At 61.0% G+C, this 23543-nt stretch carries 20 protein-coding genes and 1 tRNA gene; 8 read left to right on the top strand and 13 right to left on the bottom strand.

Going from position 1 to position 23543, the window contains the following annotated elements; translation table 11 throughout:
• Positions 1–79: 79 nt before the first annotated feature.
• From AC4D1W_RS02735 to AC4D1W_RS02720, 4 genes are all read left to right on the top strand, one after another.
• Complete coding sequence (locus AC4D1W_RS02735) at positions 80–1558, top strand: tyrosine-protein kinase domain-containing protein (protein ID WP_490897723.1); 1479 nt, start codon at positions 80–82, stop codon at positions 1556–1558.
• Positions 1559–1596: 38 nt separating this feature from the next.
• Positions 1597–3030, top strand: coding sequence for a sugar transferase (locus tag AC4D1W_RS02730; RefSeq protein ID WP_490897722.1), 1434 nt, complete (start codon positions 1597–1599; stop codon positions 3028–3030).
• Positions 3031–3140: 110 nt separating this feature from the next.
• Positions 3141–5030: a DUF4012 domain-containing protein gene (locus AC4D1W_RS02725; protein WP_490897721.1), complete on the top strand. Its 1890-nt coding sequence runs from the start codon at positions 3141–3143 to the stop codon at positions 5028–5030.
• Between the two features lie 237 nt (positions 5031–5267).
• Complete coding sequence (locus tag AC4D1W_RS02720) at positions 5268–5879, top strand: LPXTG cell wall anchor domain-containing protein (RefSeq protein ID WP_490897720.1); 612 nt, start codon at positions 5268–5270, stop codon at positions 5877–5879.
• Positions 5880–6021: 142 nt separating this feature from the next.
• Here AC4D1W_RS02720 and AC4D1W_RS02715 read toward each other — a convergent pair whose 3' ends face one another.
• From AC4D1W_RS02715 to AC4D1W_RS02705, 3 genes are all read right to left on the bottom strand, one after another.
• Positions 6022–7002: a ribose-phosphate diphosphokinase gene (locus tag AC4D1W_RS02715; RefSeq protein WP_490897719.1), complete on the bottom strand. Its 981-nt coding sequence runs from the start codon at positions 7000–7002 to the stop codon at positions 6022–6024.
• A complete protein-coding gene (gene glmU / locus AC4D1W_RS02710) occupies positions 6999–8531 on the bottom strand; it encodes a bifunctional UDP-N-acetylglucosamine diphosphorylase/glucosamine-1-phosphate N-acetyltransferase GlmU (protein ID WP_490897718.1) in 1533 nt (510 codons plus the stop codon). The genes AC4D1W_RS02715 and glmU overlap by 4 nt, the downstream gene beginning before the upstream one ends.
• A gap of 4 nt (positions 8532–8535) precedes the next feature.
• A tRNA-Gln gene (locus AC4D1W_RS02705) sits at positions 8536–8607 on the bottom strand.
• A gap of 175 nt (positions 8608–8782) precedes the next feature.
• On the opposite strand from AC4D1W_RS02705, the gene AC4D1W_RS02700 reads away from it, so the two are divergent.
• Both AC4D1W_RS02700 and AC4D1W_RS02695 read left to right on the top strand, forming a co-directional pair.
• Positions 8783–8950, top strand: coding sequence for a hypothetical protein (locus tag AC4D1W_RS02700; RefSeq protein WP_490897717.1), 168 nt, complete (start codon positions 8783–8785; stop codon positions 8948–8950).
• 86 nt (positions 8951–9036) lie between these two features.
• Positions 9037–9201 (top strand): hypothetical protein, encoded by a 165-nt coding sequence (locus tag AC4D1W_RS02695; RefSeq protein ID WP_490897716.1) that lies wholly within the window; start codon positions 9037–9039, stop codon positions 9199–9201.
• A 109-nt stretch (positions 9202–9310) separates the two neighbouring features.
• Here the strand turns inward: AC4D1W_RS02695 and AC4D1W_RS02690 are convergent, their stop codons facing one another.
• Positions 9311–11260, bottom strand: coding sequence for an acyltransferase family protein (locus AC4D1W_RS02690; RefSeq protein WP_490897715.1), 1950 nt, complete (start codon positions 11258–11260; stop codon positions 9311–9313).
• Positions 11261–11736: 476 nt separating this feature from the next.
• Between AC4D1W_RS02690 and AC4D1W_RS02685 the strand changes: the two genes are divergently transcribed.
• Positions 11737–13827 (top strand): acyltransferase family protein, encoded by a 2091-nt coding sequence (locus AC4D1W_RS02685; RefSeq protein ID WP_490897714.1) that lies wholly within the window; start codon positions 11737–11739, stop codon positions 13825–13827.
• Between the two features lie 133 nt (positions 13828–13960).
• Here AC4D1W_RS02685 and AC4D1W_RS02680 read toward each other — a convergent pair whose 3' ends face one another.
• The 7 genes from AC4D1W_RS02680 to AC4D1W_RS02650 all read right to left on the bottom strand — a co-directional run bounded on the left by AC4D1W_RS02680 (position 13961) and on the right by AC4D1W_RS02650 (position 20199).
• Complete coding sequence (locus AC4D1W_RS02680) at positions 13961–15229, bottom strand: AI-2E family transporter (RefSeq protein WP_490897713.1); 1269 nt, start codon at positions 15227–15229, stop codon at positions 13961–13963.
• A 150-nt stretch (positions 15230–15379) separates the two neighbouring features.
• Positions 15380–15553 (bottom strand): CsbD family protein, encoded by a 174-nt coding sequence (locus tag AC4D1W_RS02675; protein ID WP_490890687.1) that lies wholly within the window; start codon positions 15551–15553, stop codon positions 15380–15382.
• Positions 15554–15668: 115 nt separating this feature from the next.
• Positions 15669–17492, bottom strand: coding sequence for an ABC-F family ATP-binding cassette domain-containing protein (locus AC4D1W_RS02670; protein ID WP_490897712.1), 1824 nt, complete (start codon positions 17490–17492; stop codon positions 15669–15671).
• A 54-nt stretch (positions 17493–17546) separates the two neighbouring features.
• Entirely contained in the window at positions 17547–18497 is a 951-nt protein-coding gene (locus AC4D1W_RS02665) for a 4-(cytidine 5'-diphospho)-2-C-methyl-D-erythritol kinase (protein WP_490897711.1), read from the bottom strand.
• Positions 18498–18607: 110 nt separating this feature from the next.
• Positions 18608–18736 (bottom strand): hypothetical protein, encoded by a 129-nt coding sequence (locus tag AC4D1W_RS02660; protein WP_490890684.1) that lies wholly within the window; start codon positions 18734–18736, stop codon positions 18608–18610.
• Positions 18737–18873: 137 nt separating this feature from the next.
• Positions 18874–19596, bottom strand: a complete 723-nt coding sequence (locus tag AC4D1W_RS02655; protein WP_490897710.1) for a hypothetical protein — start codon at positions 19594–19596, stop codon at positions 18874–18876.
• 183 nt (positions 19597–19779) lie between these two features.
• The gene (locus tag AC4D1W_RS02650; RefSeq protein WP_490897709.1) at positions 19780–20199 is read right to left on the bottom strand and encodes a hypothetical protein; all 420 of its coding nucleotides are present in this window, start codon (positions 20197–20199) and stop codon (positions 19780–19782) included.
• Between the two features lie 253 nt (positions 20200–20452).
• Between AC4D1W_RS02650 and AC4D1W_RS02645 the strand changes: the two genes are divergently transcribed.
• On the top strand, positions 20453–21355 hold the full coding sequence (locus AC4D1W_RS02645; protein ID WP_490897708.1) for an SRPBCC family protein: 903 nt from the start codon (positions 20453–20455) through the stop codon (positions 21353–21355).
• Between the two features lie 95 nt (positions 21356–21450).
• On the opposite strand, the gene rsmA is transcribed toward AC4D1W_RS02645, so the two are convergent.
• Complete coding sequence (gene rsmA / locus AC4D1W_RS02640) at positions 21451–22329, bottom strand: 16S rRNA (adenine(1518)-N(6)/adenine(1519)-N(6))-dimethyltransferase RsmA (RefSeq protein ID WP_490897707.1); 879 nt, start codon at positions 22327–22329, stop codon at positions 21451–21453.
• A 36-nt stretch (positions 22330–22365) separates the two neighbouring features.
• Entirely contained in the window at positions 22366–23541 is a 1176-nt protein-coding gene (locus AC4D1W_RS02635) for a resuscitation-promoting factor (protein WP_490897706.1), read from the bottom strand.
• Positions 23542–23543: the final 2 nt, after the last annotated feature.

Raw genomic sequence — 23543 nt, 5'->3', positions numbered from 1 at the left:
CGGCCAATGGGTTCCCTGGTTCGGTAATGTCTGACTCATATGGTTTAGGGGAAATAACAAAGCATCAGAGAGGTCTCACTTGGAGCTGAGCGACTATCTAAGAATTCTGCGACGCAACTGGTTGCTCATAACACTTAGCACCTTCATAGGACTAGGTTTGAGCGCCATTGCTTCGATCGTTATTAGCCCAACGTACACGGCTGAAACAAAATTGTTTGTGGCTATTTCGAACAGCGGGAGTGTGCAGGACCTACAACAGGGGAACACATTCACACAGGCTCGAGTACAATCGTACGTAGATACAGTTGACACGCCATTTGTATTACAGCCAGTCATTGATTCGCTCGGCCTCGACAGTTCGGCCGCGCAACTGGCTGAGAATGTTTCTGCTAGTGCTGATCTCAATACGGTGATTATAACAATCACGGCTGAAAACAGTTCACCTGCTCTTGCATCGGCCATCGCCCAAGCTACGGGAGACAGTCTCGTTGCATCGGTTGCGGACCTCGAAAGCCCCACTGGCGAAGCTGGCTCTCCGGTTAAGCTTTCTGTGTTGACTCCCGCAACGGCGCCCTTGGAGCCTTCCTCCCCAAACTTCGCCATCAACCTTATTTTAGGGCTCCTCGTTGGTGTTGCTTTCGGAGTTGGTATCGCGGTCCTCAAGACGACGTTGGACACTAGGATTCGCGGCGAAGCTGACCTTCGTCGGGTCAGTGATACGCCTCTGCTCGGCGGAATTACCCTAGATAACGACGCCACCAAGAAGCCTCTCATTACGCAGGCTCCCAGTCAGAGTCCGCGCGCAGAGTCGTTCAGACAGATCCGAACGAACCTTCAGTTCGCTCACGTCAGTCATGACTCCAAGGCGGTGCTAATAACCTCATCTGTCCCAGGGGAGGGCAAGAGTACAACCGCGACCAACCTCGCCCTAGCTATCGCCCAGGGCGGACAGTCGGTGGTTCTGATTGACGCTGACCTGCGCCGGCCACGCATCGATGAGTATCTTGGGCTGGAACGAAACGCGGGCTTGACCACCGCGCTGCTCGGTCGCGCGGATCTGCAGGATCTGCTGCAGCCCTGGGGGTCAGACGAACTTTATGTTCTGACCGCTGGCCGAATTCCTCCTAATCCAAGCGAATTACTTGGATCCTCTGCGATGAAGTCCCTGATAGCGAAGCTCGAAGAGCAGTTCGATGCGGTAATAATAGATGCCCCTCCTCTCCTACCCGTCACTGACGCTGCCGTCCTCGCGCAGCAAGTGGGAGGAGTGGTCATGGTCGTTGGCTCCAGCAAAGTGACTTTGTCTGACGTGGAGAAGTCTCTTGGGCACCTTGAAATGGTGGAAGCTGACCTCCTTGGGGTCGTTCTAAATTTCCTCCCTACTAAGGGACCGGACGCATACGCATACAACTCGTACGCGTATGGATCAGACGTTGAGCTAGAACGCCCTAACTCCCAACGTCGTATGTTCGGGGATACTCACTCCGAGGTACCTAGAGATTCGTTCGAGAAAGCATTAGGGATTGAAGATGGTCGGGCAGTCCCCCGCTCCCGATAGGGTGCGGTATAAGCGATTGGTTGGGGGAAGGAAATTCGATGGTAGCTGCCACCAGTTGGATGCGGCGTTATCCGCGTCGGCTAGCTATCGTGGACGGCGCGGTTGTGGTATGGGCAACAACGGGAGCTTTCCTAATAAGATTCGGCCTCGTCGACGACACCCATGCTGAACCGCTCATGACCTATGCAGTGCTAACCGTGGTACTCAGCGCGCTCTGGTGGCTCATGCTTGGAGCTTGGGACTCCCGTAGTCCGCGGATCTTGGGTTCAGGCGCCGAGGAATACAAACGAGTGTTTGCCGCTTCCTTATGGCTCTTCGGATTGATCGCGATCCTGTCCTACGCGTTCCGCTACGATACCGCTCGAGGATATGTCGGTTTGGCGCTGCCCGCCGGGGTACTCGGCTTACTGGCCGCACGTTGGATTGTGCGTCAGTCGTTGAGCGCTGAACGACGCCAGGGCAAGAGTGCCTCGAAGATTCTTATCGTCGGCGGTTCGCACGCAGTAGATCATCTTGCAAGCTCGCTTAGAAAAACTCCTATGGCAGGGTATCTGCCCGTTGCCGCGTACCTAACTGATGGCCGCGCAGCTGCTCTACAGGTCAATACGGATCTTCCGCTCTTCGGGTCGGCTCCCGACGTGGTAGCGATAATGAACGCGATTTCGACAGCGGGCGCCGACTCGGTAGCAATATCTGCTGGGGCGAATATAGAACCGCGGGTGCTGCGCCAGCTTGGATGGGAACTAGCAGCACGTGAGACGAGGCTAATCCTCGCACCAGCGCTCACCGACGTTGCCGGTCCTCGGATACATACTCAACCCGTGGCCGGCCTACCTCTCGTCCACGTTTCAACGCCGAAGCTTACCGGTAGCTCCCGAGTGCTCAAGCGTGTGTTCGATATTGCTGGAAGCTCCTTCCTAATGATCGCGCTTCTACCGTTACTGCTGGTGATTGCTTTCGCAGTCAAGATCACTGATGGAGGGCCGGTTATATACGCACAAGAGCGGATCGGTGTCGGTGGCGCCACCTTTAAGATGCTCAAATTCCGTTCGATGGTCGTGAACGCTGACGCCAGACTGCATCAACTATTGGCCCAACAGGGCACCAATGACCGTCCCCTGTTCAAGGTGCAGGACGACCCCAGGGTAACGAAGGTGGGTCGGATCCTTCGCAAGTACTCGCTTGACGAACTCCCGCAGCTATTCAACGTTTTGGTCGGCAGCATGAGCATCGTTGGTCCGCGCCCTCAACGCGCTAGCGAAGTGGCGCTCTACGACGATGCTGCTCATCGGCGGCTATACGTGAGTCCTGGTATGAGCGGGTTGTGGCAGGTCAGTGGCAGGTCTAATCTCTCGTGGGAAGAGTCAATTCAATTGGATCTTTACTACGTCGAAAATTGGTCGCTGATGCAGGATCTGGTGATCCTATCTAAGACATTCAAGGCGGTTATAGCCAGTGACGGTGCGATCTAAGAAGCGAACCATCGCACTGGGCCTCAGGGTTGATGATCAGCGCTTAATCGGTGACCCTACATTGCCTTGCATCGCGAGCATGACTTTCTCTCAGTACGGAAGTGCACATAATGAATCACAGCAATACACCCACTGAACAATCTGATTTCCAAAAAGCGAATGCGAGTCTAATAGGACAGAAGCCTCGGACCCGCAAGGGACTTGTGCAATTTGCCGCTATTTGTGGTGCCATCGTTCTACTGGGTGCCATAGCAGCAGGGTGGCTTTCTTTTCGTGCGGACGAGATTAAATCACAACTGGGCAGAAGTGTGGAACTCGCATCGACTCTGCAGGAAGAATTGGAAAACGGCGATACCGTGGCTGCTGACCGTACATTTGAAGAGCTGCAAAGCGCCGTGTCGCAGGCTCATACTTCGGGTACTGACCCCCTATGGAGGTTGGCAGAGCATATTCCATTCTTCGGTCCCAACTTCTCGGCCGTCACGGAGATAACTGTCTCAGCCGATGACATCATCAATCGAGCTCTGTCACCCGCGTTGAAAGACCTAGGCGCGATGGATTGGGAAAGCCTGACCCCAAGCGAAGGCAAAATTGACCTGCAACGCATAGAGCTCCTGGCCCCTCGTCTGTCCGTCGTGTCTGATGCCGTAACGCTCTCCCATCGGAGACTCTCGCTAATCGATCGCTCAAAACTTCTCCCCGAAGTGTCTGCGCCGTTAGAGCAAGCTACGGAAGCGCTCAGTCAGGTCGAAGGAGGGTTATCTCAGGCAACGCTCGCTGCCGAAGTGCTACCTGCGATGCTGGGCACTGACGAACCACGAAATTACCTGTTGCTGATTCAGAACAGCGCTGAGATACGCGCAACCGGCGGCATACCAGGTGCGCTAGCTATCGTGCACGCCGACGACGGAGCACTCAAATTGACGTCCCAAGACAGTGCCTCCGTCATGGGACGTTTCGAACCCGCCCTGATCGTAGAGGAGGAGCAAGCGTTAATTTACAGCTCGCGTATGGGAAGCTTCATGCAGAGTGTGAACTTGACACCCGACTTTCCGACAGCTGCTCAGACTGCCGCTCAAATGTGGGGTATTCACCAGAGTGGCGCTTCCGTGGATGGTGTATTAGCGCTGGACCCGATCGCTCTCAGGCACATCCTTGCAGCTACCGGACCAGTAGAACTGACATTCGAGGACGTGATGACAGAGGAAGTACTCGCGCTTTCCGGCCTGCCAAAGTCGCTGACAGCCGATAACGTAGTACCTACATTGCTCTCCGACGTCTACGCGGCCATAGAAGAGCCGAGTCTTCAGGACGCATACTTTGCAGCGGTGGCTTCCGAGGTCTTCAAGGCTCTTTCATCTGGCACTGGGGAGAATCGGGGGCTCGTCCAGTCCCTCATTAAGAGCGCTGGCGAAGGGCGGCTCTACGTCTGGTCAGCGCATCAGGAAGAGCAAGAGATGTTGGCCTCGGCTGGGCTCGCAGGCAGTGTGACCGGAGCTGAATCCGGAGGTGCTACGTTCGGTGCATATTTCAATGATGGAACTGGCGCGAAGATGGACTATTACGTGCGACGGACAGTGCAATTACATAGATCCTGCACCTCTGGGGGGTATCTTCAATACACTCTGACCGCGACGTTAACGAACACTGCGCCACTAGATGCGGGCGAAACCCTACCGGCGTATGTGACGGGGGGAGGAAAGTTTGGAGTGCCGCCTGGAACTGTGCAAACCAATTTTGTGGGGTATGGCCCGGACCAGTCACAACTTCATACGGCGCGAATCAACGGCGAACCGGTGCCCCTTGGCTCCTACCGTCACGGTGACCGCCCAGTCGGCGTGTTGACCACGACCCTTGCCCCGGGACAAACAGCCACGGCCGAACTGGACTTCACGAACGTTGTACAGAGCTCAGAGCCGGCGTTAGACGTTACGCCGACACTTCAGCCGATAGCTGACGTGATTCTGCCGCTTCAAGGTGACACAACGTGCGGCCGATGACATCAGAACGTTAATTCTGGGTTACATGTCAGAGTTTGTCACAATGTTTTTTCAAGCCGGTGGATTCATGGGGTAACGTCAATTGCGGAAACCCTGAGGGAAATCTGCTTGTTTGATGCGAAGACTGACACCGCATCTTGGTAGAGTCACTTTGGGGTAGTTGGGGCTGGGGGAAATACATCTTCAGGTCGATCACCGCTAGAAGTCTGTCGCAAACACCTTTATTGGGGAGTCTCTATGAAAAAAGCTATCGCAGCCGTGGCAATCGCCGGCTCACTCACCTTCGTCGGAGTCGGCGCCGCCCAGGCCGAGCGCTACCCGTCACCGGCTGTACCGGGTTTCGTCACTGACGGAACCATCGCACCGGGCCAGAGCGTCGTATTCAGTAGCAACCAGGGGTTGTTCCGCGCTGGTGAAGTCATTAACATCGTCGTGGACTTTGCTCCCCGCGGACCCGGCGGAGCTGGTGCACCTGGTGGAGCGGGCCGCGCCGGCGCTGCTCTGGGAGGCCCAATCCTCCCCATGGCAGTCGTTCTCAACGACACTGTTACCGCAGATGCTGAAGGGAACTTCTCCTATTCGGTAACACTGGAGGAAGAGGGCACCTACACCCTCACCGCAACGGGCCGTGAGTCCGGTGTGACCGTCACTGCCACCGTTGTAGCCGACGCTCCTGAAGCAACGGTTGGCGGCGGTACGACCGGATCCACAAGTGGCACGAACAGCGGCCTGGCCAACACCGGCGTCGACTCGGCAATGCTCCTCTGGGGTGCAGCCGGCATCGGTGCTCTCGGCCTCGGCGCAGGAAGCATCTTCGTTGCACGCCGTCGCGCAGGCGCCGAAGCGTAAGTAGCAAAGCAAAAACAATAGAACCGGTCGGAGCAATGCTCCAACCGGTTCTATCGTTTTGTGCGGTCATTCCCTCTGCGGGAGATAGGAAAGCCGGTCGGTCGTAAGACTGACCAGCATTCCTTTATGTTGGCTGCTATGCTCAGGTGTTTCCGTCGAAAAGGCTCGTCACGGAACCGTCATCGAATACCTCCCGGATTGCGCGCGCAATGAGCGGTGCGATAGACAGCACGGTGAGTTGCGGGAACCGTTTCTCCGGCCCGATCGGCAGCGTGTTGGTCACGACCACCTCGCGGGCACCAGACTCAGCCAGACGGCGCGCTGCGGGGTCCGAGAAGACAGCGTGCGTTGCCGCGATGATGACGTCCTTGGCACCCGCGTTCTTCAGGACGGCAACCGCACCTGAGATGGTTCCTCCGGTGTCGATCATGTCGTCGATGAGCACGCAGGTACGGCCCTCGATCTGGCCAACCACAGTCTTAGATACCGCCTGGTTGGGGACGGTCAGGTCACGGCTCTTGTGCACGAATGCGAGAGGCGCTCCGCCGAGTCGCTCAGCCCACTGCTCAGCTACGCGCACGCGACCTGTGTCCGGCGAAACGACGGTGACGTTATCCGCGTCAACGCGTGTGCGGATGTAATCGGCGAGCAGGGGTATAGCCATGAGGTGGTCCACCGGACCGTCGAAGAACCCTTGAATCTGAGCGGTGTGGAGATCTACCGACATGAGTCGGTTGGCTCCGGCAGTTCGATAGAGGTCAGCAACCAGGCGAGCGGAGATGGGTTCCCTGCCACGGCCCTTCTTGTCCTGGCGAGCGTACGGGTAGAACGGCGACACAACTGTGATGCGCTTGGCCGAAGCGCGCTTCAATGAGTCCACCATGATCAACTGCTCCATGAGCCAATTGTTCAGCGGCGCGGGGTGAGCCTGAATGACGAATACGTCGGTGCCGCGAACGCTTTCGCCAGACCTCACGTAGATCTCACCGTTAGCGAAGTCGTAGGCCGAGATGGGCAGAAGTTCTGTGTCCAGTACCTGCGCGATCTCTTCCGCGAGCTCCGGATGGGCCCTGCCCGACGCGAGGACAAGTTTCTTTTCCCCGCGTGCCGTAATCTCACTCATGAAGGATCGCTTTCTGCCGTAGATGCAATTGAAGAGGAAGCTTTCGCGGCTGTGGCAGCCGCCGCCGTCCCGACGCGGTTTTTTACGACCCAGCCATCCAGGTTGCGTTGCGCCGCGGCGCCGATAGCCAGCGCGCCGGCGGGCACGTCCTTGCGCACAACGGCGCCCGCGCCCGTATAGGCGCCGTCACCGATCGACACCGGTGCAACGAAGACCGTGTTAGAGCCGGTCCGGACCTCACTGCCGATGACCGTGCGGTGCTTGTTCACGCCGTCATAGTTGGCTGTGATGTTTCCGCACCCAATGTTCGTGTTCTCGCCAATCTCCGCATCACCGGCGTAACCGAGGTGCGAGAGCTTCGACCCGCGGCCTATCGTTACGTTCTTCGTCTCGTAGAAGGCGCCGATCTTCCCCGACTCCCCCAGCACGGTTCCTGGACGTAGGTAGGTGAACGGGCCCACCGAAGCTCCAGCGCCGATCCGAGCGCCGCTTCCGTGAGTGCGGATCACTTTCGCACCCTCCTCGATTACCACGTCGGTTAGAGTGCAGTCGGGGCCGACCACTGCGTCGCGGGCAACCTGCGTTGCGCCGTGGAGCTGAGTCCCCGGGAGGATCGTGACGTCCTCGTCGAGCTGAACATCAACATCGATCCATGTGCTGTTCGGGTCCACGATGGTCACGCCGACTCGCATCCAGCGATCGAGCGTGCGTCGGTTGAGCTCCCCACCCAAGGCTGCGAGCTGCACACGATCATTCGCACCCTCAACCTGCCAGCGATCCGCTGAGATGACCGCTGCTACACGGCCGCCGGCATTCCGTGCAATTGACGGAACGTCCGTCAGGTACATCTCACCCTGCGCATTGTTCGAGTCAACACTGGTGAGGCTTTCGCGCAGCACCGCGGCGTCGAACGCGTAGATACCGGAGTTAATCTCCTTGATCGAGCGCTGATCTTCGGTGGCGTCCTTGTGTTCTACGATGCCGGTTACAGTGCCGTCTTCGGCCCGAACAACACGTCCATATCCAGTGGCTTCATCGAGTACGGCGGTAAGGATCGTCACCGCGTTACCGTCCTGCTCGTGAGTACGCACAAGTTCCTGCAGTGTTGCAGTGTCAAGGAGGGGAACGTCGCCATAGGTAACCACTACGGTCCCTGCGACATCAGACTGAGCGTCCAGTGCTTCGAGTGCGACCTGCACAGCGCGGCCAGTGCCAGGAACGTCATCCTGATCGACGATAAGAACCCCAGCGTCCAGTTCGGCGATGTGGGCGGCGACGCGGTCCCTCTCGTGGCGGACGACCACGGCAAGCTCCCGGGGGGCAAGCCCACGGGCGGCAGCGAGCGCGTGGCCCACCATGGAGGTGCCACCGATGCGGTGGAGTATTTTGGGGGTCCGGGACTTCATTCGGGTCCCGGCTCCGGCTGCCAGAACTATTACTGCTGCAGGCGATGATTCCGCCTGGTTGGACTGGTGCTCGTGGCTCACGAAGGGGGCCGCTCCTTGCCTGTCTCTGACGCCTGCTGGCATGCCGTTCCGCCCATAGGATTCGAACCTATACTCCACAGCTCCAAAGGCTGGGGTGCTGCCGTTACACCAGGGCGGACCGCGTGCACCCAGTTACCCCCAACAGTGCACGCGACTATCTAGTTTGCCATGACAGGACAGCATCCTGCGACTTGGCGCGCGCGTACCCGAAGGTCATCGCATCGACCAGCATTGTTGTCGCTTCGATACTGCCGAGACGTCGTGCGGACAACACGAATTGGGATACTGGATTGATGAAACCTTTGCTGATTATCTTGGGCGTTGTCGCTCTCGTTCTTCTGGTCCTCGGAATTGCTGTGGAGACACTGAAATTTCTTCTCTACCTCGGGCTCGCCATCCTAGTGGCGTCGGTTGTCATGCTAGCCCTCCAACGCGCCCGCTCAGGTGCCAACAAGCCTTAGAGGCCCCGACACTTCATGGCGGCCCCCTGAGGAGCAACCCAAGCTAAACCCAAGCCTCTGGATGAACACTGGGGAACATCAACCTGGTGACGCTCGACGAGGAGCTGGACATGGGACATCTGAAGGAACGCATCCGCCAATTCGTGGAGAAGCACATCATCGCCGACGACCCTTGCCCGGAGTACTCGTGGCTCGACAAGCAAGAGGAAGATCTGAAACCTCCTGCTGAGGAACCTTACGTAACTGTGTAAGAAGCGCCCGCTGGACGAGCGAGCCAACCGTTTGACTGGGCCTCACTCGTCCGCTCGATTCTCACTCCCCCAGCACCTCGGCCGCTCGCCGGGTGCGCTGGTTGCGCTTCTAGCTTCCGGCAGCGTCGAGGGCTTGGTGCAACCGGCCGGTGAGTGCGTCGGCCATCTCGTCGGTCAGGTGGTGATTATCGCGGTACACGAGCCGGTTCCAGGCAATGGGGGAACAGATGTCCCGGCAGATCCAGTCGAGTGGTGACACATACTGGCCGCCCGCCGACTGACTTGCTTCCTGCTCGAGCTGATGAACATCGGCGTCGATTACCTGGTCCCTGGGCGCTGAGCAGGCGCTGACGTCCTCCAGATGGGTGGACAGGCACACGCTCGGTGCCACCTCCCACGCCGGAGTGTCCCCCAGAACCACGACGCGCGTGCTCGCCGGGAGAGCGTCGATTGTCTTGAGCAAACCCTCCCGCCACGCCTGTTCGAAATCACCTGTGGTCCGGCCCAGTTCGCGATATACGCTTCCATAGTTCGAAATAACCACGAGCTCGGGCGCCAGAGCGGTGATGCGTTCGAGGCTGTCCTGCCTCCACTCATCACACTGCGGATAGGTTTCGGAAATGGTGCCCTCGACGGGTATGTCCACTGAGGGACAGGAAGACTTCGTCAGGCTGACAAGTCTCTTCCCCTCCGCTTTCGCGACCTCATCCATCGGCGTGAACCACTGGGCAGCATGAGAATCGCCGAACAGGACAATGCTCCCGGTACCGGCGTGGTCCCCGTAAGTGCAGTCCTGCGACGCAGTGGCGTTGTAGTCGGCATGACACCCGTCCGCGTATATCCGAGGGGTACTGCCGCCAGCATCTTCAAGGGCCGGTGTCAGGTTGGAGGGAACGAAATCCGAAGAGACCGGGCCGGACATCAGTTCCAGGCCCTCCGGCGCTGCTACTGCCTTTCCTGAATCCAGGTCGGGTAGCTTCGTGGCACTCCAGCTGACAGCGAGAGCAACGATCGTCAGGCCGGCACCGAATGCATACGATCGCACGCCCTTGGCCCTCAATACGCGGGCATGTTGAAATTTTTGCTCGACGTGTCTGTAGGTGAAGTGGGCCAGCACCAACGACAACAGGACAAGACCCGACGCCACCCAGCCGTTGAAGTCCTCCTCAAGCCGAATCTTCGCCAGGATGAGCAAGGGCCAGTGCCACAGGTACAGCGAATAGGAGATGTTGCCCAGGTACTGAAGCAGCGGCGCCTGGAGGAACCGGAGCTCCTGGGCCTGCCCTCCACCGATCATCAGGGCAGTACCGAGCACGGGAGCAAGGGCGAACCATCCCGGAAATGCTAGGTCATGCGTGAAGAAGACGATTGACATCAGCAGGATGGCCAGCCCCACTAGTCCTGCCGCACGAGCCATCCTCGCGTTCATCCGAACGAGGGAGGGTGCGGCCAGTGCCACCAGCCCGCCGAGGCCAAGCTCCCACGCACGGGTCGGGAGGGAGAAAAATGCCCAGGGCTGGTTGATGCCGGTCAGGACTATGCCGCCAACCAGAGACAGCGCCGAGAGGGATCCGAGGACAATCGCCAGCCACATCCTCCGCCGGGACGCGGCGAAGACCGCAACCAGCACCATGATCAGCGGCCACACCAGATAGAACTGCTCCTCCAGTGCAAGCGACCAATAGTGCTGAAAGGGCGACGGCGAGGTACCTGCCAGGTAATCCGTCCCGGTCTGGGCAAAGCGCATATTGGCCAGGAACAACGATGTCGCTATGGCGTCCTTCCCCATGTCGGGCAGCAGCAGCGGTGGGACCAGAAGCTTGGCGCCCACAACCGTGGCAACCAGAACCAGTGCTGAAGCAGGAAGGAGGCGCCGGATCCGGCGCGCGTAGAAGTCACTGAACGAGATGCGGCCCGAACGCTCGATCTCCCGAAGCAGCAGCCCAGTGATGAGGAAGCCCGAGATGACGAAGAAAACGTCGACGCCGATATACCCGCCCGGAAGGAACGGGACTCCTGCGTGGTAGAGGACGACGGCCAAAACCGCGATCGCGCGCATGCCCTGAATGTCTGGGCGGAAGTGCTTCTTCTCCGCTATCGGTCCTGATGGGCGCGGACGCGCGAGATCAACGGACAAGGCAAAGCCTCCCAGGGTTTGTGCAGAGCTGCCGGATCATTCTATAGGGACGGGCAGCGGCTCCCGTCCGTGCGTCCAGAAACATGGTCCCCGGGTGAGCTGAAGCCCCTACGCCCCCAGCACCCCGGTCGCTTGGAACATCCCGTCGCCGATCAGCGTTCCCGGCCACGCGTCCAGGACGTCCTCAACGGCGGCTCACCCACATCTCATGACGGCCCGAAGGCGCAGCTCAAGCTAAACCCAAGCCTCTCGATGAACACTGGGAAAATCAACCTGGTGACGCTCATCGAGGAGCTGGATATGGGACGTCTGGGGGTGCCGATTTGGGCGGTCTGCAATCAATGGAAACCGTCCTGCGCTCGGTAACTCGACGTGCACGCAGGAATACCGGAAAGCCGGTGAAGAAAAGTGCCCGCTTAGATATCCAAGGGTTGCGGGCTTTCGCTGTCATCGCAGTGATCCTCGATCATTTGATGGGCTGGCCGAGCGGCGGGTTTGTTGGCGTCGACATCTTCTTCGTCATCTCGGGCTTCCTGATCACGGGCATCCTCCTACGAGAGCATGAGCGGACCGGGCGGATCTCGTTCACCAACTTCTACAAGCGCCGAGCAAAGAGAATCCTCCCCATATCTTTCATCGTCCTGGGAGCCACGGTCGCCGCGGCGTACTTCATATTCGGCCAGTCCCGGTTCCTCTCGACGTTCTTCGATGGAGTCTGGGCGCTGCTCTTTGCAGGTAACTGGAGATTCGCTGCCTCGGGAACAGACTATTTCCAGTCCGGTGGACCAACGTCTCCACTTCAGCACTACTGGTCGCTGGCCGTGGAGGAACAGTTCTACTTCGCGTGGCCGTGGTTAATGCTCCTGATCTTCATGCTCTTCGCACGAAGAGGCGGGACAGTGAGTGCGGCGCGGCTCGCCGTCGGTGCGGTGATAGGGCTCCTCAGTGTGGTGTCATTCGCCTGGGCGTTGTGGGAGACGGTCCGCAACCCGGACCTTGCCTACTTCTCCACGTTCTCCCGGGCATGGGAGTTGGGAGTCGGAGCGCTGCTTGCGGTCATGGCCCCGCTGTTGGTTCGGATTCCGAGCGCTATCCGGCCTGCGTTGGCTTGGACTGGTATCGCCGGAATGGTGGTATCCGTGTTCGTGATCGAAGCGGGATCAGCGTTCCCCGCTCCAGCTGCGGCACTCCCCGTTCTGTCCACCGCTTTGGTCATCCTCGCAGGAACGGGCGTCCAGCAGCAGAGACACCTGTATCCCCTGACGAACCCCGTCAGCACGTACCTAGGAGACATCTCCTACTCGCTCTATTTGTGGCACTTCCCAATCATCATTCTGGGCGCACAGTTCGTGGACTTAGCCGAACCGGTGGTTCTGGCAGCATTCGCGGGATCGATGCTGATTCTGTCGGTGTTCTCGTACCATCTCGTGGAAGATCCCCTGAGGCACATCTCCTGGTCCCCCAAGAACCGACGCCCAGAAGTCACGGTATCCAGCTCCTATCGGTACTTCGCGGTCGCTTTCTTGTGCGTCGTTGCCCTAGCGACTTCGGGGGCGGTGATGGCACGGCAGTCGTCATTGAGCAACGACACTCCGCTGGAGGCGGCCCCTTCAGTTCCAGCCGGTGAGGCACCTGCTGACCCTGAACTAAGACCGGGCGCCGCATTGCAGACTCAGATCGCCGCCGCGCTGGCGGTCACTGAGTGGCCGGAGCTGTCCCCAACGATGGACGAAGCAATCGTCAGCCCACAAGCCGCCGAGGATGTCATAGGATGCGGTCAGATAGAGCCAGTGAATGAAGATGACTGCACATGGGGAGACCCGAACGCGGACAAGACCGTCATGATGGTCGGTGACTCCATCTCCATGACCTATGTGGAAACGGTACGCACGGCACTCGCATCAGAGCCCGGTTGGAACGTCATGAGCTACGGGACGTTTGGTTGTCCTTTCAGCGATGTCACCACCGAAAACTCCGAGGCTGACGTTGTCAATGCTTGCCCAATCCGGAAGGCGGCGGCGGTGGACGCCATCAACGTTATTCAGCCTGAGATCCTGATTGTCGCCAACGGTTACGAGCCACGCACGCCCGTGGGTGCACAGGAACCGATGACCCCAACCGAGTGGACTGACAGCAACGCCGCCATCCTTGAGCTTGTGACAGCTGCGGTGGGTGAAGTTGTCATTCTTTCCTCACCGCCCGACGAGGTGAACATAGCAGAGTGCTACTCGCGTGTGGCTGCTCCCAGCGACTGTGTCAGTACTGTGACCAGCCAGTGGTTGGATATTGCAGCTGCGGATGAGGAACTAGCAGAACGTGTGTCCGGCACGTTCATCGACTCACGGCAATGGTTCTGCGTCGACGGTAGGTGCCCCAGCTTCGTTGCCGAGACACCAGTGAAGCTCGACGCCGTGCACATGACTCAGGATTATGCGCGGAAGATTGCCCCTGCTTTCAGGGAGAAGCTCATAGAGCTGGGGCTGATCTAGCCCTCACTGAGAAGAACCCTAACGAGAGGCCTCTCGGCATACCGCGAGGCCTCTGCTATTCTCCAGCGGTAATAACCGGCTTAGTGCAACGGAGACCAATATTCGCGCCAGCACTCAAGGCCGGAGTCCCCGCTTATTGTGCGTCTTTACCGGACCCTTCAGCTTCCTGGCGTGACTTAGGTACTGGGCGTTCCGTCATCTCAGTGGGTTCCAAATGCATCGCTTCCTTATCCGGCCGATCCTGCTCCGGGGTGGTACTGATGCTTTGACCGTTCTCATCCAGCCGAGTCTCATACTCCGCTTGCTCAATTTCCTGCCGGGAGATCTCCTCATCAGGTTCGCGGGTCCACGCCTTGATAGCTGCCCAGCTCACCGCGGCCAAAGGAACGGAGAGGATGGCACCGATAATCCCGGCGAGGATCGTTCCAGCGGTGAGGGCGACCAGAATCACCAAGGGATGCACGCTGAGAGTGCGACCCATGACGATCGGCTGCAGGAAATTGCCCTCAAGCTGATTAACCGCGACCACTACGACCACCACGATGAGGGCGGTTACCGGCCCGTCCGCCACCAGTGCCACCAAGGCAGCCAGTGCACCGGCCAGTGTTGCACCCACCAGCGGAATGAACGCGCCGATGAAAACAATCACAGCAAGCGGCAACGCCAAAGGCACACCCAGAATGACAAGAGCAAGCCCGATGAAGAACGAATCCACCAGCGCCACAATGGCCGTGCCCCGCACATATCCGCCAAGGACAGCCAGGCCATCGTGGCCGACGCGACGTGCCTTAACCAGTCGCTTCCCCTTGAATGCCCGGAGGACAAAGGCCCATATACGTTCTCCGTCCTTCAGGAGGAAGAACAGGATGACGATCATGAGCACCAGACCGGTAAGGAAGCTGCCCACGGCACTCAAACCCGAAATCGCTCCCGCCCCCACGGTGCTGCTGGTCACGAAATCGATGGCAGCGTCCCTTGCCTGCCGGATTTGCTGCTCGTCCACCGGTAGGGGGCCGTCCCGCACGAACTCATAGAGCTGGTCGAATCCCTCGGAGGCGCTGGTGACGAGCTCTCTGGCCTGACCCATGACCGCGTAAACAATACTTGTGACCAAGCCCCCGAGGATCAACAGGAGCATCAGGAAGGAAAAGCCTGTAGCGACACCGCTGGGCCAGCCTTTCCTGCGCAGCCAGTGAACAAACGGCGCGATAGCGGCGGCAAGGATCACCGCCAGCAGCACTGGAATGATCACCAACCGGATTTGGATCAGCCCGTAAATAAGTACCCACGCCAAACCAAGCAACAGCAGAACCTGCGCCGCTCTGGTGCTCGCGCGCCCCCAGCCGTCGTGCCAGGGATTGCGCTGTTGAGGTCTAACGGCGGTTGCGGTCTCTGCTGTCATGCCTTCAACATACTGAAGTCATCGGAGAAATAGTTCGAAACAACCGGTGTGCCCTGTTCGAGTCGGCCGTCCGGGGCCGGATATTCAAGCACAAAAAACGGGGCGAACCCGTAGGTTCGCCCCGTTTCCAAACTCGTTACAGGAAGCGGATCACTTCTTGAAAGCGTCCTTGACCTTTTCGCCGGCCTGCTTCAGATCACCCTTGGCCTGATCACCTTTACCTTCGGCCTTCAGATCCTCATCGCCGGTGGCTTCACCGGTTGCTTCCTTGCCCTTGCCGCCGACCTTGTCAGCGGTGTTTCCGATTTTGTCATCCAAACCCATGATGTTCTCCCTACGGTCGACTTCATTGGTGGTGCTATCGGCGCTAGCCGACCAATCCAGCTAAACACAGGTGAAGACGGTGTGCAAAGGGCATCCGGGCTCCCCCGGCCCGTAGTTACTCTCCCATTACCTCGGCTGCTGCCAGCCACTGCTCCTCGAGCGATTCCTGCTCCGACTGGAGCTCCCGCAGCTTCACGTCCAGCTCGCTCATCTTCTCGAAATCGACCGTCGCCTTACTGCCGGCGTCGCTCATCTGCTGGTTGATCTTCTCAATCTGCGAACTCGTCTTGGTCATCTGCCGCTCAATGCGGGTCAGATCCTTCTTCGCCTGGCGGGCCTCCTCCGGTGACGGGCCAGCGGAACCGGCCGCCGCCGTCGTACCGTTGCCGCTGTCCGCGGCCAGCGGCGTAGCGCCCATCCCGTCGCCGGATGCCGCACCACGGCGCAGCTGCAGGTACTGATCCACCCCGCCGGGCAGGTCGCGGATCTTCCCGTCGCCCAGCAGCGCCAGCTGGGTATCGGTGACGCGTTCGAGCAGGTACCTGTCGTGCGACACCACGATCAGCGTTCCTGGCCATCCGTCCAGCACGTCCTCAACGGCGGCGAGGGTATCGGTGTCCAGGTCATTGGTGGGCTCATCGAGCATCAGCACGTTCGGCTCCCCCACCAGCAGACGCAACAGCTGCAGACGCCGCCGCTCCCCGCCCGAGAGGTCGCTGACCGGTGTCCACTGCCGCTCATTGGTGAACCCAAGCTGCTCCACCAGCTGGCTGGCCGACACTTCCTTACCTCCGACCGACACCACCCGCTTCTCCTGCTCAATCACCTCGGTGACCCGGAGGTGATTGACGTCGTCGAGCTCGCCCACGTCCTGCGACAGGATCGCCGTCTGCACCGTCTTACCGCGCTTGAGCCGGCCCGACGTCGGAGCCATCTCCCCATTGAGCAGCCGCAGCAGCGTGGTCTTGCCGGCACCATTGACGCCGACAATCCCGAGCCGCTGTCCCGGCGCAAGCCGCAGTGTGATTCCCTTGAACAGGGCCTTCTCCCCCAGCTCGAGCGACACGTTCTCGAGGTCCAGGACATCCTTGCCCAACCGGGCGGTGGCGAGCTTGCTGAGTGCCAGCGAATCGCGCGGCTCCGGCACGTCCGCGATCAGCGCGTTCGCCGCCTCAATGCGGAACTTCGGCTTCGAGGTACGGGCGGGCGCACCGCGGCGCAGCCACGCCAGCTCCTTCTTCACCAGCTGCTGGCGCTTGCCCTCGATAACGTTGGCCATCCGGTCACGCTCGGCGCGCGCCAGCACGTAGGCGGCGTATCCGCCGTCGAACTGGTCCACGATGCCGTCGTGGACCTCCCACGTACGGGTCGAGATTTCATCGAGGAACCAGCGGTCGTGGGTGACGACCAGCAGCCCGCCCTCGGTGGGACGCCACCGCTGCTTCAGGTGCTCCGCGAGCCAGGCAACACCCTCCACGTCGAGGTGGTTGGTGGGCTCGTCGAGCATGATGACGTCGTCGTCCCCTATTAACAGCTTCGCCAGCGCTACCCGGCGCTTCTGCCCGCCGGAGAGGGAGGAGACACGGGCGTGCCAGTCCACCTCGGCCACCAGCCCGCCCATGACGTCGCGGATCTTCGGGTTGGACGCCCACTCGTGGTCCGCCTGGTCGCCGACAATCGCGGCGCCCACGTCGAGGTCGCCGTCGAGCACGTCATTCTGGTTCAGGTAGCCCACGGTGACGTCGCGGCGTTTGGTGACGCGGCCGTCGTCGGGCGTGGTGCGCTGCGCGAGCAGGCGCATCAGGGTCGACTTGCCGTCACCGTTGCGGCCGACCATGCCAATCCGGTCGCCCTCCTCCAGTCCGAGGGTGACGCCGTCCAGGATAGTCCGGGTGGCAAAGGTGACGCTGATGTTCTCAGCACCGAGTAGGTGGGCCAACGTGAATACTGCTTTCGTTATTGGTGGATCTTCTTCAGTGGATTGCGGTGCGCGTTACGCGAGGTAGTCGCTGACAATCCTCGCACCGTGAGCGGGCCCGTGCACCAGTTCGGTGGAGAGCCCCGCGGCGGACAGCAGGCCGTCGACGGTTGCCGCGTGCTCCTCGGATTCCGCGAGGAAGGCGACCGTGGGACCTGACCCCGAGACAATGCCGGCCAGCGCGCCCGCGTCCTTGCCGGCGTCGAGCACGTCCTTCAGTTCGGGAGCCAGTTCCAGGGCTGCAACCTGCAGGTCATTGTGGAGCAGTTCGGCCAGCGTGTGCGCGTCCCCGGAGCGCATGGCGCTGAGGATGTGCGGGTCAATCTCCGGGAGCTCCGGAGGTACCTCACCACTGGCCAGGCGGAGGTCATCCAGCGTCCGGTACACCGCCGGCGTGGACAGCCCGAAGGCCGAGGGAACAAGGACCCAGTGCAGCGGCGTCTTGGAGATGGCGGGCGTAAGCTGCTCGCCCACCCCGACTCCGACGGCGGTGCCGCCGATGAGCGCGAACGGCACGTCAGCGCCGAGATCGACGGCGATCTTCGCCAGTTCGTCGCGGGAGAAGCCGCTATTCCACAGCGCATCGCAGGCAAGGAGCGCTGCAGCGGCGTCGGCGGACCCGCCGCCCATACCGCCGGCGATCGGAACGCGCTTGGTGATGTTCAGGTGAACGCCGGTCGACTTCTCGCTCAATTCAGCCAGCAGCGCGGCCGCACGGGCGGCAAGATTACTGGCGTCCAACGGAATTTCCTCCATGGGGAGGTTGAGGCTGCCCTGGCCGTCCACCGTGACGGTGATGGCGCCGTCGTCCGTTGCTGTGGCGGTGACTTCCTCATACAGGGAGACCGCGAGGTAGACGCTCGCGACGCTGTGGTAGCCGTCCTCGCGCGGTGGTCCCACCCTGAACGAAACGTTGATTTTGCCCGGCGCCTTCACACGTACGGCGCGGGGGCCCGTTGCGCGCATCCCTGCCGTTCTCCCAGCCACCATGGTGTCCAACTTAGATCACGTCACGGCTGAGGAGAAACTGTTCGACGAGGAGTTGCGTGCCCGGCGGCCCGAGAAGCTCCGGTTTCTCAGGGCCGCCGGTTGTCCACTGTTACGTCGACGGGAAGGGGCTGCAATCGCTGCGCGTTGGCCCGGCGATCAAGGACCACTTTGGCGGCCGCCGCAAGAAACAGAACGGGCAGAGTAAGAATGGCCATGCCAATTAGAAGGTCGACGAGTTCCATACCGATTGCACCAAGCTTTCGTTAGTAAGGACGCCTCATCCATCAACAACGTAATCGTAAAATGGCCGGTTCCCAAAATCCGTGCCTGTGGGCGGTGTCCGCCGCATCAGCTATGCATTAGACACAATGGTCACGGAAAGATACCGCTTGCTGTCCTCGGCGGCCTGGCCTCCGCGTTCCGGCGCCCAGGTCAGGATGATGTATTCGCCGGGGGCCAGCTCGGGCGCAACGGAAATGTTGAATGTGAATGAGCCGTCCGGGCCCGCATACACGTAGGGCTGGTCAAGCAGCTGCTGATCTGTGTGCGGCCGTCCCAACGCAACGTGGATCTTCTCCCCCGGCGCATAACCCGACCCACCGATGGTGAACGTTCCGGGTGTGATCACGACTGACGGGCCAGGAAACCCGGGCTGAGGGTAGGCCACGCTACCGCCCTGGCCATTCAGGCCCTGGTGCGGGTTCGGCTCACCGTGCGGCGGCGGAACAAACGGACCGGGATTCGGCTCACCGTGCGGCGGCGGAACAAACGGGTCACCCGGCTGGGTAGGCAGCGGCTCAGGCGCCGGAACCTCGGTCTCCTGTGCTTCCGGAGTGGGCTGAGGGCTGGGCTCCGCAGAGGGTTCCCGGCTCGGTTCGGCGGTCTCTTCCGGTTCTACGGTCTCTTCGGGCTCGGCGCTCTCGGACTCCTCCGGCGTCGGGGTAGCTGACGGTGTAACGGACTCGGACGCCGTCGTCGCAGGTGCCGCGGGCGCACCGGCAGGTGTGCTTGAGCAGCCGACAAGAAGGAGGGAGGAGACCGCAGCAAAGGCGAGGACGGATGGCAGCTTTGACAAGGGCGTACTTTCGAGACGAAGGAAATGGAAGGTGGCGAGCAATCGCCCGGCAAAAGCCCTGCAGTGCTGCATCCCCGAACCTGAGGTTATACGGCGCAGAGCCCGGGCAACAGCACGGAACGGTGACGTGAGCAAACCGTTATGCAGGAGATTGTGGTGAGCTCGCGTCATCGAAGCCGGCGCTCACCGGTTGGAAGCCTTCAACTGCAATCTGACGAGACTCGCGGCACCCGGCTCCGGACTGTCAACGCGCAACCGGATCCGGTGACCCTGGAAGGTGGCGATGGCAGAGCACACGCTGCTCAGGCCGACCGCGGCGTCTGTTCTCTGGCAGGTGCCGTCGATCTCGAGCTCCCACCCGGACGCCTCCGACAACCGCAGAATGTCCTCGACGCCCAACTCCCGATCCGCCTGCAACGTGCGGCTGAGTGTGGGACACAGCTTGTCGTTGAAGCAGATGAACCGTTCCCGCTCGACCTGCTCGGACACGACAATCCAGGTTTCGGGGATCTGCAGTTGATCCGCGACGGATCCCATCTGTGCCCGGACGGAATCGTGGTGCGTCTTGATGAGGACGAAGGTGCCGGTCCACGCAATCACCATGCCAATGCAAAGCCAAGCCGCCAGTTTCCGCATGGATTCCCCCGAGAGACCTCAAAGTTTCCCCCAGCATATAGACGGGCCGGCTGAGCGGCAGCCGCTGTAACCAAACCGATAAGTTCGACGTTCCTCAAGAACCGGGGGCCGCCGTCGTCGTCCCTTGTGCTCGCCCATGGCCAGCGATAGGCTCGATGGGCATGGTAAGCATACTGATGAATTACCAGTTCATCGGACGTTCCTATCTGAAGGAGACGCTGTGAGCACGAGGATCGAGAAGCAGATCATGGTCAACGTTCCAGTGAGCGTGGCCTACAACCAATGGACACAGTTCGAGGAATTCCCCCACTTCATGGGCGGGGTCAAGAAGGTAGAGCAGCTCACTGATGAGCGCCTGCACTGGGTAGCCGAAATCGGCGGTGTCAAGCGCGAATGGGAAGCCCGGATCGTCGCTCAGGAGCCTGACCGTCGCGTCGCCTGGGCCGCCACTGAAGGCGCCACCAACGCCGGAGCTGTCACGTTTGAGGACGTCGGCGGCGGCCAGACCCAAATCCGCCTCGAGCTCGAATACGAGCCCGAAGGCATGGTCGAGAAGATCGGCGACAAGCTCAACGTCATCGAGAAGCAGGCCGAGGGTGACCTTCAGCGCTTCAAGGACTTCATCGAAGACGAGGGCTACGCAAGCGGCGCATGGCGCGGATCCGTTGCCGGCGGCACCGTCGGTTCCCCCACCGTTGACGACGCCGCAGCATCCCGCGGAGACAGCGGCAAGGCCGGCATCTCGGGCAAGGCAGCCGCTGCCGGCCTGGGCGTTGCCGCAGCCGCAGCAGCCGGTGTAGCCGCAGCGGCAGCCGGCAGCAAGCAGGACACCTCATCGCGTGACGCGACCACCACCGATATTCCGGTCACACCGGCTGCCCCCGTCGAGGACACCACCCCGCCGGACGTCACCCCCGTGGTCGGCACAGCCGGTGGCGTGTCATCGGACAAGGCGGACGAGCGACCCCTCGGTGAGCCCTTCGACCAGACCAACGGGCTGGCCGACGTTCAGGGCGAATCCGACGGTCTTGCAGGGAGCGAATCCCGCAGCGCTGCCGATCGCGGCGAGGACGACGAGGCCGACGGTTACATGCCTCCAGGCTCACGGCCCGGCGCACCGTAGGCTCCAGCATCAAGCACGGCGGCTTCTTTCGGGTAGCCGCCGTGCTGTGTTTAACGGGTGCTGTGTCAACGCGCTTCGTTCACGCACGCTTCGCGTTACGCCAGGGGACGCTGCTTGGACTCGGCGATGCGGGCGAAGGCGTGGATGTCGAGCACCTCGCCACGGGCTGTGGGGTCGACGCCGGCACGGGTCAATGCCTGCTCCGCCAGGACACCGCTGCCAGCCCATCCCGCGAGGGCCGCACGCAGGGTTTTGCGGCGCTGCGCGAAGGCGGCATCGATCACGGCGAACACCTCCTCACGGGAGGCAGTGGTTTCCGGCTGCTCATGCCGCTCGAAGGCGACAAGACCGGAGGCAATCTTCGGTGCTGGCCAGAAAACATTCATGCCGATGACCCCGGCCTTGCGCATCCGGCCATACCACTGGGCCTTCACCGACGGCACTCCGTAGACCTTCGATCCGGGAGGCGCCGCGAGGCGGTCCGCGACCTCGTCCTGCACCATGACCAGCCCGTGCCGCAGCGACGGGAAGTGCGCGAGCAGTTGCAGCACCACCGGCACGGCCACGTTGTACGGCAGGTTGGCCACCAGCGCTGTGGGTTCGGCGGGCAGCTCGGTGATGCGCAGCGCATCGGCCTGCACCACATCGCAATTCGACGCACGCTCGGGACGCCACCGCGCGATGGTCTCCGGCAGACGTGCAGCCAGCACCGGGTCAATCTCGACGGCCACCACGCGCTGGGCTGCATCCAGAAGGCCCAGGGTCAGGGAACCGAGCCCGGGCCCTACCTCCAGCACCGTTTCGGCAGGATCAATGGCGGCAGCAGCGACAATCCTGCGGATGGTGTTGCCGTCGATGACGAAGTTCTGGCCGAGAGTCTTGGTGGGACGTATCCCCAGTTCCTCAGCGAGCCGGCGGATCTCAGTCGCGCCGAGCAGGGCCGGTGCCGAGGATGGGCTTGCCTTGTCTTTCACCTAGCCATCGTAGCGGGGCGGGTGCTACCCACCTGGCTACCGGAGTCCCAGCTTCGAGGAGCATGAGGGCCAGTGTCCCCAGCCGCCGTTCTGTTTGAGGACCTCGGCGGTTGCAATCTGCTCGGAGGCCGATGCCAGATGCGGCAACGGCGCGTACTTCCCGCCGCCGGCACCGAGCCAGCTGGACTCGCTGAACTGCAGGCCGCCGTAGTAGCCATTGCCGGTGTTGATGGACCAGTTGCCGCCGGACTCGCACTCGGCGAGGGCATACCAGGCGGCATCGCCGGAAGCCACGGCAGCCGGGGTGTGTTCAGGTGTTTCAATTTCCACTACCGGTGCCGGTGCGGCAGCTGCGGCCTTGGGCGCCTCTTTCTCTTCCGGTTCCGGCTCGGGCTCGGGCTCCGGCTCCGGCTCCGGCTCTTCCTCGCGGGTTCCGACGGCGACGATCTCCTCGACGGGTTCGCGGGTCACCTTGTCGCTGACCTTCTTCCGGCTGGTCTCCTTGCCGTCAATGACGGTCACAGTGAAGACGCGGGTCCGTTCGCCTGCGACACCGGCCTGGACGACCCCCCGTTCACCGATGAGCAGCTCATCGGTTTCCTTCTCGGTGGAGGTGAAGGCGATTGTCTCCTTCTCGGTGACCTTCTTGCCCGTCTCGACGCGGGTGACTTTCATGCCCATGCCCGTAATCAACGAACTGCGGACGGGAACAGAAACGCGGTCTTGGGCGCCGAGGGTCACCTTCGCTTCTTTGAGAAGGTCCGCAACGGTGTTCCCAGTGGTTTCGATGCGGTGGAGTTTGCCGTCAACGGCGAGGGTGACCGTCTTCGGCGTCGAAATACTGAGGGTGGAGCTGAGGGTGACGAGCCTGGTCTCGGATGGTGCGGAGATGTCCGAGTCGCTCTCCACACCGAGTTCATCCACGAGCTCGCCCACGGTTTCACCCGTGGTGTGCACAACGGTTTCGGCTCCGTTGAGCCGTACCTCGATGGCGGCGGCCTTGTTGACCTGGATGGCGACGCCGTCGCCAATAGGACTTGCGAGGGCCGGATATACGTCGTCGTTCTCTGTGACGGTGACGTTTGCCGTCTTCAGTACCTCCCCCACGGTGCCGGCAAATGTCTGGACGGTCTGTGCCTGCCCGTCGACAACCACTTCCACGCTCTTGCCGTTTCCAACGAAGGCCACGAGTCCAGCAACGAGACTCAGCATGA

It is taken from the genome of Arthrobacter sp. TJ-170 (assembly GCF_058269305.1).
The sequence above is the reverse complement of the archived record's forward strand: the minus strand, read 5'-3'. Positions and strand labels throughout refer to the sequence as shown.

Excerpts from the sequence above, each read along its gene's own strand:
- AC4D1W_RS02730 (WP_490897722.1), top strand. The coding sequence starts at position 1,597 with ATGGTAGCTGCCACCAGTTGGATGCGGCGTTATCCGCGTCGGCTAGCT.
- AC4D1W_RS02725 (WP_490897721.1), top strand. The coding sequence starts at position 3,141 with ATGAATCACAGCAATACACCCACTGAACAATCTGATTTCCAAAAAGCG.
- AC4D1W_RS02720 (WP_490897720.1), top strand. The coding sequence starts at position 5,268 with ATGAAAAAAGCTATCGCAGCCGTGGCAATCGCCGGCTCACTCACCTTC.
- AC4D1W_RS02715 (WP_490897719.1), bottom strand. The coding sequence starts at position 7,002 with ATGAGTGAGATTACGGCACGCGGGGAAAAGAAACTTGTCCTCGCGTCG.
- glmU (WP_490897718.1), bottom strand. The coding sequence starts at position 8,531 with ATGCCAGCAGGCGTCAGAGACAGGCAAGGAGCGGCCCCCTTCGTGAGC.
- AC4D1W_RS02700 (WP_490897717.1), top strand. The coding sequence starts at position 8,783 with ATGAAACCTTTGCTGATTATCTTGGGCGTTGTCGCTCTCGTTCTTCTG.
- AC4D1W_RS02690 (WP_490897715.1), bottom strand. The coding sequence starts at position 11,260 with ATGCGCGCGATCGCGGTTTTGGCCGTCGTCCTCTACCACGCAGGAGTC.
- AC4D1W_RS02680 (WP_490897713.1), bottom strand. The coding sequence starts at position 15,229 with ATGACAGCAGAGACCGCAACCGCCGTTAGACCTCAACAGCGCAATCCC.
- AC4D1W_RS02675 (WP_490890687.1), bottom strand. The coding sequence starts at position 15,553 with ATGGGTTTGGATGACAAAATCGGAAACACCGCTGACAAGGTCGGCGGC.
- AC4D1W_RS02665 (WP_490897711.1), bottom strand. The coding sequence starts at position 18,497 with ATGCGCGCAACGGGCCCCCGCGCCGTACGTGTGAAGGCGCCGGGCAAA.
- AC4D1W_RS02660 (WP_490890684.1), bottom strand. The coding sequence starts at position 18,736 with ATGGCCATTCTTACTCTGCCCGTTCTGTTTCTTGCGGCGGCCGCCAAA.
- AC4D1W_RS02650 (WP_490897709.1), bottom strand. The coding sequence starts at position 20,199 with ATGGTGATTGCGTGGACCGGCACCTTCGTCCTCATCAAGACGCACCAC.
- AC4D1W_RS02635 (WP_490897706.1), bottom strand. The coding sequence starts at position 23,541 with ATGCTGAGTCTCGTTGCTGGACTCGTGGCCTTCGTTGGAAACGGCAAG.